At 67.8% G+C, this 9,718-nt stretch carries 6 protein-coding genes; 4 read left to right on the forward strand and 2 right to left on the reverse strand.

Annotation, left to right across the window (positions count from 1 at the left end; genetic code table 11):
- Positions 1 to 8 precede the first annotated feature (8 nt).
- Together smeB and smeC are read left to right on the forward strand one after the other, a co-directional pair.
- Entirely contained in the window at positions 9 to 3,158 is a 3,150-nt protein-coding gene (gene smeB / locus AC5P9P_RS16960) for a multidrug efflux RND transporter permease subunit SmeB (protein WP_033833766.1), read from the forward strand.
- Positions 3,155 to 4,570 (forward strand): multidrug efflux transporter outer membrane subunit SmeC, encoded by a 1,416-nt coding sequence (smeC, locus tag AC5P9P_RS16965; protein WP_111188128.1) that lies wholly within the window; start codon positions 3,155 to 3,157, stop codon positions 4,568 to 4,570. Before smeB ends, smeC begins: the two co-directional genes overlap by 4 nt.
- A gap of 170 nt (positions 4,571 to 4,740) precedes the next feature.
- Here the strand turns inward: smeC and mnmG are convergent, their stop codons facing one another.
- Positions 4,741 to 6,630, reverse strand: a complete 1,890-nt coding sequence (gene mnmG / locus AC5P9P_RS16970) for a tRNA uridine-5-carboxymethylaminomethyl(34) synthesis enzyme MnmG (RefSeq protein WP_049403682.1) — start codon at positions 6,628 to 6,630, stop codon at positions 4,741 to 4,743.
- Between the two features lie 549 nt (positions 6,631 to 7,179).
- Positions 7,180 to 7,677 carry a hypothetical protein gene (locus AC5P9P_RS16975; protein ID WP_495232976.1) on the reverse strand — a complete coding sequence of 166 codons (498 nt, stop codon included), beginning with the start codon at positions 7,675 to 7,677 and terminating at the stop codon, positions 7,180 to 7,182.
- Positions 7,678 to 7,836: 159 nt separating this feature from the next.
- On the opposite strand from AC5P9P_RS16975, the gene AC5P9P_RS16980 reads away from it, so the two are divergent.
- Together AC5P9P_RS16980 and AC5P9P_RS16985 are read left to right on the forward strand one after the other, a co-directional pair.
- On the forward strand, positions 7,837 to 8,799 hold the full coding sequence (locus AC5P9P_RS16980) for a pyridoxal-phosphate dependent enzyme (RefSeq protein ID WP_033833763.1): 963 nt from the start codon (positions 7,837 to 7,839) through the stop codon (positions 8,797 to 8,799).
- Entirely contained in the window at positions 8,784 to 9,428 is a 645-nt protein-coding gene (locus AC5P9P_RS16985) for a YdcF family protein (RefSeq protein ID WP_024958800.1), read from the forward strand. Before AC5P9P_RS16980 ends, AC5P9P_RS16985 begins: the two co-directional genes overlap by 16 nt.
- Positions 9,429 to 9,718 lie beyond the last annotated feature (290 nt).

Consider the following 9,718-nt stretch of genomic DNA (forward strand, 5'->3'; position numbering starts at 1 on the left):
TGGCCCACATGGTTCGTTTCTTCATCGACCGGCCGATCTTCGCCTGGGTGATCGCCATCGCGGTCAGCCTGCTCGGCCTGCTCGCGATCCTGATCCTGCCGGTGGACCGCTACCCGCAGATCGCCCCGCCCACCATCACCATCCGCGCCACCTACACCGGCGCCTCGTCGCAGACCGTGGAAAACGCGGTCACCCAGGTCATCGAGCAGTCCCAGCAAAGCCTCGATCACCTGATGTACATGACCTCGACCAGTGCCTCCGACGGCTCGGCGCAGGTCAACCTGGTGTTCGCCACCGGTACCAATCCGGATACCGCGCAGGTGCAGGTGCAGAACCAGCTGCAGGCCGCCATGGCCACGCTGCCGCAGGCGGTGCAGCAGAACGGCCTGACCATCACCAAGTCCAGTGGTTCGATCTTCGAGGTGCTGTCGTTCACCAGCGAAGACGGCAGCATGGACAACTTCGATGTCGCCAACTTCATGGAAGCGCGCATCGATGACCAGATCAGCCGCGTCAGCGGTGTCGGCAACATCCAGCCGATCGGCCAGGAATACGCCATGCGCATCTGGCTGGATCCGGAGAAGATGCGCCAGTACGCGCTGATGCCGTCGGACATCGAGACCGCACTGCAGGCACAGAACACCGATGTCTCCGCCGGTGAGCTGGGTGGCCAGCCGGCGCTGAAGGGCCAGCAGCTCGACGCCACGGTAACCGCGCGCAGCCGCCTGCACACGCCCGAGCAGTTCGCGCAGGTGGTGCTCAAGGCCGATGCCAACGGCAGCGTGGTGCGTCTGGGCGACGTGGCGAAGATCGGCCTCGGGCCGGAAAGCTACGACAGCATCAGCACCTTCAATGGCAAGCCGTCGGCGTCGCTGGGCATTGAACTCAATGCCGGTGCCAACGCGATCGCCGTCTCCAAGGCCATCGATGCACGGCTTCAGCAGCTGCAGAAGTACTGGCCGCATGGCTACACCGCCCACGTGGCCTTCACCACCACGCCATTCGTGACCATTTCGCTGAAGGAAGTGGTGATCACCCTGATCGAAGCGATCATCCTGGTGGTGCTGGTGATGTACCTGTTCCTGCAGAACTGGCGCGCCACGCTGATCCCGACCATCGCGGTGCCGGTGGTGCTGCTGGGCACGTTCGGCGTGCTGGCTGCATTCGGGTATTCGATCAACACCCTGACCATGTTCGCACTGGTGCTGGCCATCGGCCTGCTGGTGGACGATGCCATCGTGGTGGTGGAGAACGTAGAGCGGGTGATGACCTTCGAAGGGCTGGCGCCGAAGCCGGCCACGCTGAAGGCGATGGGCCAGATCACCGGCGCGCTGGTCGGCATCGTGCTGGTGCTGACCGCGGTGTTCCTGCCGATGGCGTTCTTCAGCGGTGTAACCGGGGTGATCTATCGCCAGTTCTCGGTGACGATCGCCGCCGCGATGATCCTGTCGGTGCTGGTGGCGATGACCATCACCCCGGCACTGTGTGGCAGCATCCTGCACCAGATTCCCAAGGGCGGCCATCCGCATGGCGACCACGGTGGCGAGCCGAGCCTGCTGGGCAAGTTCTTCATCTGGTTCAACCACCGCTTCGAGCGTACCTCCAACGGCCTGCGTCACCGCGTGGATCGTTTCCTCGGCCGCCGCTCGCTGGGCGTGCTGTTCTACCTGGTGCTGAGCGTGGCCACCGGCCTGTTGCTGTGGCACCTGCCGGGCGCGTTCCTGCCCGATGAAGACCAGGGCATGCTCAACGCGCTGGTGAAGCTGCCGGCCGGTTCCACGCTGGAGCAGACGCGGGCGGTGATGGATCGTCTGAGTGCCGTCGCGGTGAAGGACGACGGCGTGCTCTCGATCCAGGCCACCGCCGGCTTCAGTGTTACCGGCAGCGGCCAGAACGTCGGCCAGGCCTTCATCCGCCTGAAGGACTGGGATGACCGCAAGGACGACGCCGATACCATCGCCGCACGCTTGACGCGGGCGATGGCCAGCGTGCCCGATGCGCAGGTGTTCATCACCTCGCCACCGGCCATCCTGGGCCTCGGCGATGCGGGTGGCTTCACCCTGGAACTGCAGGACGAAGGCGGTGCCGGCCATGCCGCCGCCGTGGCCGCGCGCAACACGCTGCTGAAAGAAGCCGCCAAGGACCCGAAGCTGGTCAACGTGCGCTACGCCAGCCTGGAAGACGCGCCGGTATACGCGGTGAAGGTGGACGACGCCAAGGCGCAGGCGATGGGCGTGAACCCGCAGGACGTCAATGACACCTTGAACGCGGCGTTGGGCGGCGACTTCGTCAACAACTTCATCTACAAGGGACGCATCAAGAAGGTGTTCATCCAGGGCACCGCCGAAGCACGCATGCAGCCGCAGGACATCGAGCGCTGGAGCGTGCGCAACCAGGCCGGGCAGATGGTGCCGCTGTCGTCGCTGATCAGCACGCATTGGACCAGTGCGCCGGCCGCACTGCAGCGCTACAACGGCGTATCAGCGATGGAAATCACCGGACAGCCGGCGCCGGGCGTCAGCTCCGGCGAGGCGATGGCCGAGATCGCGCGGCTGGCCGACACACTGCCGGAAGGCTTCAGCCATGCCTGGTCGGACATGGCCTACCAGGAACAGTTGTCGGGCAACCAGGCGCCAATGCTGTACGCCATCTCGCTGCTGTTCGTGTTCCTGTGCCTGGCCGCGCTGTATGAAAGCTGGGCGGTGCCGTTCGCGGTGATGCTGGCGGTGCCGGTGGGCGTGTTCGGTGCGGTGCTGATGATGAACCTGCGTGGCCTCAACAACGACGTGTACTTCCAGGTCGGCCTGCTGACCACGATTGGTCTGGCAGCGAAGAACGGCATCCTGATCGTCGAGTTCGCGCGCATCCTCGAACAGCAGGGCAGGGACACCCGCGACGCAATCCTGCAGGCGGTCTACCTGCGGCTGCGGCCGATCGTGATGACTTCGCTGGCGTTCCTGATGGGCGTGTTGCCGCTGGTGTTCGCCACCGGGGCCGGTTCGGCCGCGCGCCGTTCGCTGGGTACCGGCGTGGCCGGTGGTACGGTGGCCTCGATGGTGCTGGGCATGTTCTTCGTGCCGTTGTTCTACCTGCTGGTGCGCCGCCTGTTCCCGGGCCGCGCGTCGGCCGACGCCACTGTCCCGGAGACAAGCCCATGAAGCCGATGCTGCTGCGCGCCCTGGCGGCCGCAACGATGACCGCCGTGCTGGGCGGCTGCGTGAGCATGGCCCCGCACTACCAGCGACCCGAGGCGCCGGTGCCGGCACAGTTCGGCAATGCCGCCATCGGCGCGGCCGAACCGGCACTGGCGATGCCGGCCTGGCGCGACGTGTTCCTGGAACCGCGCCTGCAGCAGGTCATCGCGCTGGCGCTGCAGTACAACCGCGACCTGCGCGTGGCGGTGCTGCAGGTGGAGAAGGAGCGCGCGCAGTACCGCATCCAGCGCGCGGCACTGCTGCCGCCGGTGGATGCCAGCGGCAGTGTCACCCGTTCGCGGGTGAGCGATGCCAACAGCGAGACCGGCGTCACCCAGGTGACCGAATCCGATGCCGTGCAGGTGGGCATCAGCAGCTGGGAGCTGGACCTGTTCGGGCGTATCCGCAGCTTGAAGAACGAGGCGCTGCAGAACTGGCTGGCCAGCGCCGAGAACCAGCGCGCCGCGCGCACCAGCCTGGTGGCTGAAGTGGCGACGGCGTGGCTGGCGCTGGCGGCCGACGAGCAGTCGCTGGCATTCACGCAACAAACGCTGGACAGCCAGCAGCAGACCCTTCAGCGCACCGAGGCCCGCCATGCACAGGGGCTGGCCTCGGGCCTGGACCTGTCGCAGGTGCAGACCAGCGTGGAAGCCGCGCGCGGTGCGCTGGCGAAGCTGCAGGCCCAGCAGGCGCAGGATCGCGATGCATTGCAGCTGTTGGTGGGGGCACCGCTGGATCCGGCCCTGCTGCCAACCGCGCAGGCGCTGGGTGGCAGCGTCGCATTGGCGCCGCTGCCCGCCAACCTGCCGTCCAGCGTGTTGCTGCAGCGTCCGGACGTGCTGTCCGCCGAGCATGCATTGCAGGCAGCCAACGCCGATATCGGTGCCGCGCGCGCCGCATTCTTCCCGACGCTGGCGTTGACCGCCAACTACGGCCACAGTTCCACCGCGTTGTCGACGCTGTTCTCGGCCGGCACCCGTGGCTGGTCGTTCGCGCCCAGCATCACCGCGCCGATCTTCCATGCCGGTGCACTGAAGGCCTCGCTGGATGCCTCGAAGATCGGCAAGGACATCGGCATCGCGCAGTACGAGAAGGCGATCCAGCAGGCCTTCAGTGAGGTGGCCGATGCGCTGGCCACGCGCGATCACCTGACCGCGCAGCTGGACGCGCAACGCGCGTTGGTGGCTGACAGCCAGCGCAGCTACATCTTGGCCGATGCGCGCTACCGCACCGGACTGGATGGCTACCTGCAGTCGTTGGATGCGCAGCGCAGCCTGTATGCCGCGCAGCAGGACCTGATCGCCCTGCAGCAGCAGGAGGCGGGCAACCGGGTGACGCTGTTCAAGGTGTTGGGTGGCGGCGCCGACGCGCGGTAACGCGCCCGCCAATGTGGGTGTGTCTTCCGCTCCGGTAGGTGCCGACCTTGGTCGGCACAAATGCATGCAGCATCGCGATCTGATGATTCGTGCCGACCAGGGTCGGCACCCACCAGGGCAGACTCATGTGCCGACCCAGGTCGGCACCCACCAGAAGCAGGTGCGACCGCTTATGCCACGCGGCCGCGGCGCGCCCGCTCCAGATGCACCAGCAGCAGCGAGATCGCTGCCGGGGTCATGCCCGGGATGCGCTGCGCCTGGCCGATGGTCTGCGGGCGCACGCGCTCCAGCTTCTGCAGCGCTTCGGCCGACAGCCCGCGTACCGTCGCATAATCGAAGGCTTCAGCGATCGGCGTGGCTTCGTGCCGCTGCTGGCGCTCGATTTCCTCGCGCTGGCGATCCAGGTAGCCGGCGTACTTCACGCCGATCTCCACCTGCTCGGCCACCTTGGCGTCGGCCACGGCCGGGCCCAGCGACGGCACCTGCATCAGCTGCGCGTAATCCAGCTCGGGGCGCTTGATCAGGTCCAGCACATTGGTTTCGCGGCTGACCGCCACGCCCAGCGTGTCCTGTACCTCGCGGCCCAGCGCATTGGCCGGGGTCGCCCACAGTGCGCCCAGGCGCGCGCGCTCGGCGGCGACGGCAGCCTGCTTGGTCTCGAACGCGCTCCAGCGATGGTCATCCACCAGGCCCATTTCGCGGCCGGCGGGGGTCAGGCGCTGGTCGGCATTGTCCTCGCGCAGCTGCAGGCGGTATTCGGCGCGGCTGGTGAACATGCGGTAGGGCTCGTTGGTGCCGTGGGTGATCAGGTCATCCACCAGCACGCCCAGGTACGCCTCGTCGCGGCGCGGGCACCAGCCATCCAGTCCACGTACCTGGCGTGCGGCGTTGAGGCCGGCCAGCAGGCCCTGCGCGGCCGCTTCTTCATAGCCGGTGGTGCCGTTGATCTGGCCGGCGAAGAACAGGCCGTTGACCAGCTTGGTCTCCAGCGAGGCCTTCAGCCCGCGCGGATCGAAGAAGTCGTACTCGATCGCGTAGCCGGGGCGGGTGATGTGCGCGTTCTCGAAACCACGGATGCTGCGCACCATCTCCAGCTGCACGTCGAAGGGCAGCGAGGTGGAGATGCCGTTGGGGTAGATCTCGACGATGCCCAGGCCTTCGGGTTCGACGAAGATCTGGTGGCTGGCCTTCTCGGCGAAGCGCACCACCTTGTCCTCGATGGACGGGCAGTAGCGCGGGCCGATGCCTTCGATCTGGCCGCTGTACAGCGGCGAGCGATGCAGCGCGTCGCGGATGATCTGGTGGGTCTGTTCGGTGGTGTGGGTGATCCAGCAGCTGACCTGCTGCGGATGCTCGTCCACCGAGCCGAGGAAGGACATCACCGGGCGCGGCGAATCACCGGGCTGTTCGTCCATCACGCTGTAGTCCAGCGAGCGGCCATCGATGCGCGGCGGCGTGCCGGTCTTCAGGCGGTCCACCTGGAACGGGCGCTCGCGCAGGCGCGCGGCCAGCGTGGTGGCCGGCGGGTCGCCCATGCGGCCGGCGGCGTACTGGGTGGGGCCCACGTGGATCTTGCCGGCGAGGAAGGTACCGGCCGTCAGCACCACGGCCCCGGCGTCGAAACGCAGGCCGGTCTGGGTGATGACGCCGCGCACGGCGTCGCCTTCGATGACCAGATCGTCCACTGCGGCTTGGAACACGGTCAGGTTGGCCTGGCCTTCGACGATGGCGCGGATCGCCATGCGGTACAGGTTGCGATCGGCTTGGCAACGGGTGGCACGCACGGCCGGGCCCTTGGAGGCGTTCAACGTGCGCCACTGGATGCCGGCGCGGTCGGCGGCATGCGCCATCGCACCGCCCAGGGCGTCGATTTCCTTGACCAGGTGGCCCTTGCCGATGCCGCCGATGGCCGGGTTGCAGCTCATCGCGCCCACCGTTTCGATGTTGTGGGTCAGCAGCAGGGTGCGCACGCCGGTGCGGGCCGCGGCCAGCGCGGCTTCGGTGCCAGCGTGGCCACCGCCGATGACGATGACGTCGTAACGATGGAAGGACGGATTCATGGGGGCTGTTCAGCTGGGGGCGGGCGCGGCCGGGGGGCGGCGCCGGGGTGGCGATTTTAGCGCCATTCGGGTCCGGGACGTCGGCACCGGTCGGCCGGCGCCGAAATCAGCCCTAAAGTTGGCAGGATTTTTGCAGATAACCCAATAGCACCCACCGTGGCTGGCGCCGTAGGCGCCCGTGACCGGAATTGGAACAGGGGCCGGTACAGGCGCACGGTGGGGGAGCAGAGGGCCGGCAGTCGGGGGACTGTCCGGCCCTGTTTTTTTGGGGTGCCGGGAAAGGCCCTGTCCACGCATGGCGTGGATCTACTGACGCTGGGTCTCTCGCCGGTTGGCGGCCCGGCAAAACAAACGGCCCCGCATTGCGGGGCCGTCTGCCTTCAGAGGTGCCGACATCCGACAGGGCCGGAACAGGGGGGATCCAGATGTTCCTGTCGGATATCGACGTAGAGCTTTTTGCGGCGGCCCGTGTCGTTTTTGTCACTTTGTGACGCGGGCCGTCACTGTCCGCGTAGATTGCGGCTTGGACCGTGTGAAATGCAAGACGGTTCAGCGCTCAACTGTGCGCTGCGTCGCACGATCCATGTTGCGCCAGGGGGAACCGTTCATCCTCGGCGCACTCGGTGCCGGGGACGGGCGGGCCTGCGGCGCGGGCGACGGCGGCTGCATGTTCGATTGCGGCGGGCGGCGCATCGAATCCATGTTCCGCCACGGGGAACCGCCGTTGTACGACGGCCGCGGCGGCGGCGGCGGCGGCGGACGGTTCTCGCCACCGTTGCCGGGCGGACGCGGCGGCGGGCGGTGGTTGTGCGGCGGGCGGTAGATCGGGCGCGAGTAGTACGGGTTGCCATAGCCGCCGTAGTAGCCGCCATAGCCACCGTAGTACGGGTAGCCGTAGTTGTAGGGATAGCCGGCCGGGTAGCGGTACTCCACCGACGGCGCGCCGTGGTAGTAGCCGCCACCGCGGCCACCGCCTACATAATCGTAGGTGGTGCAGCCAGTCAGGCCCAACAACAGGCCACCGGCAAGCAACAGGCGCATTTTCATGGTGGGTCCCCCCAGAGGACGGATGTGCAGCCAGCTTCGTGCGCGGGCATTGAATCGGCCCTTAATTCGGCTGGCCAGGATGAATGGAGGCGTAGGCCTGCATGCTGGCATGACCTGTGCCCCGGTCGCCAGCGCGGGGGCATACGTTAATCTTGCGTCATGAGCGATTCACTGTTGCCCCGCGCCGATGATGTCCTGCTTGCTGCTGCGAGGATTGCCCCGCATGCCAGCGTGACCCCGGTGCTGCGCTCGCGCACCCTCGATGCAATGACCGGCGCGCAGTTGGCCTTCAAGGCCGAGCACCTGCAGCGTGGTGGCGCATTCAAGTTCCGTGGTGCCTGCAATGCGGTGTGGTCGCTGGATGCCGATCGCGCCAGTGCTGGCGTGGTGACCCATTCCTCCGGCAACCACGGCGCCGCGCTGGCCCTGGCCGCACGCACCCGGGGCATCCCCTGCCATGTGGTGGTGCCGGAGGGGGCGGTGGCCGCCAAGCTGGCCAACATCGCCCGCCACGGCGCCACGCTCTGGCGCTGCCCGCCGACCATCGCCGACCGCGAGGCCACCTGCGCCAGGGTGCAGGCCGATACCGGCGCAACCCTGGTGCATCCCTATACGAACCCGGCGGTGATGGCCGGGCAGGGCACCGCGGCCCTGGAACTGCTGCACAGCGACGGCCCGTTCGACGCGCTGGTGGTGCCGGTGGGCGGCGGTGGCCTGGCCAGCGGTACCGCGCTGGCCCTGCAGCATGCCAGTCCGCAGACCCGGCTGATCCTGGCCGAGCCGGCCGGCGCCGATGACACCGCGCGCTCGCTGGCCATCGGCGAGCGCCAGGGTGCGTTCACCCCGGACACCATCTGCGATGGCCTGCGTACTCTGATCGGCGCGCCCAATTTCGAGTTGCTGCGCGCCGCCGGTGCCGAGGCGATCGTGGTCGATGACGCCGCGACGCTGGCGGCGATGCGCCTGCTGTGGGACGTGCTCAAGCAGGTGGTGGAGCCCTCTTCGGCCACCGTGCTGGCTGCGGTGCTGGCGCAGCCGCAGCGCTTCGCCGGCCTGCGCGTGGGCCTGGTGTTGTCCGGCGGCAACGTCGACCTGCCAGCGCTGCGCTGGGGGGCGGCGTGAGCCGCGGGCGGCACCGCGAACGCACCGGCCTGCTGGGCTGGTTGTGGCGGCTGTTCGTGCTGCTGGTGATCTGGCTGCTGGGCGTGACCGCCTGGATCGTCTGGGTGGGTGAACGCGACCAGGCCGCCAAGGCCGACGCCATCATCGTGCTGGGTGCGGCCGCCTATGACGCCAAGCCGTCACCGGTGTTCGAAGAACGCATCCGCCACGGGCTGGATCTGTATGAAGCACGCTATGCGCCGCTGCTGATCTTCACCGGTGGCTATGGCGGCACCGGTGCGCGCTTCTCCGAGTCGCAGGTGGCGCGGCGCTACGCGCTGAAGCATGGCGTGCCGGACGATGCGATCCTGATCGAAACCGCTTCGCGCAATACCGTGCAGAACCTGGTTGAAGCCAAGCGGCTGATGGACCAGCGCGGCCTGCACCGGGTGATCGTCGTCAGCGATCCGCTGCACATGGCGCGCGCGCTGCGCCTGAGCAAGGCGCTCGGCATCGATGCGCTGGCCTCGTCCACGCCCAGCACGCGCTTCCGCAGCTTCCATACCAGCTGGCGCTTCCTGGTGCAGGAAATCTATTTCTTCCACCGCGACCTGGTGCGCCCGCCGTTGAGTTCGCCGGCCAATACCTGAGGGCGGAAGCCTGCGTTGGGCGCGGCGTCGCATTGGGTAGTGCCGGCCGCTGGCCGGCAGATGCCCACCATGGAATCGTGAGGTTGCCGGCCAGCGGCCGGCACTACCAGACGATCAGGTCTGCTTGCGGCGGATCGGAATCGCCGACACCGCCCGAATTTGGTGGGTGCCAACCTTGGTTGGCACCATCTGTCAGATCGCGATGCTGCCGGCACTGTGCCGACCAAGGGCGGCACCCACCAGAGCGATTCGCGTATGGCGTCGCATTTGGTAGTGCCGGCCGCTGGCCG

Source organism: Stenotrophomonas sp. YJH_SMC_14-1 (genome assembly GCF_059372275.1).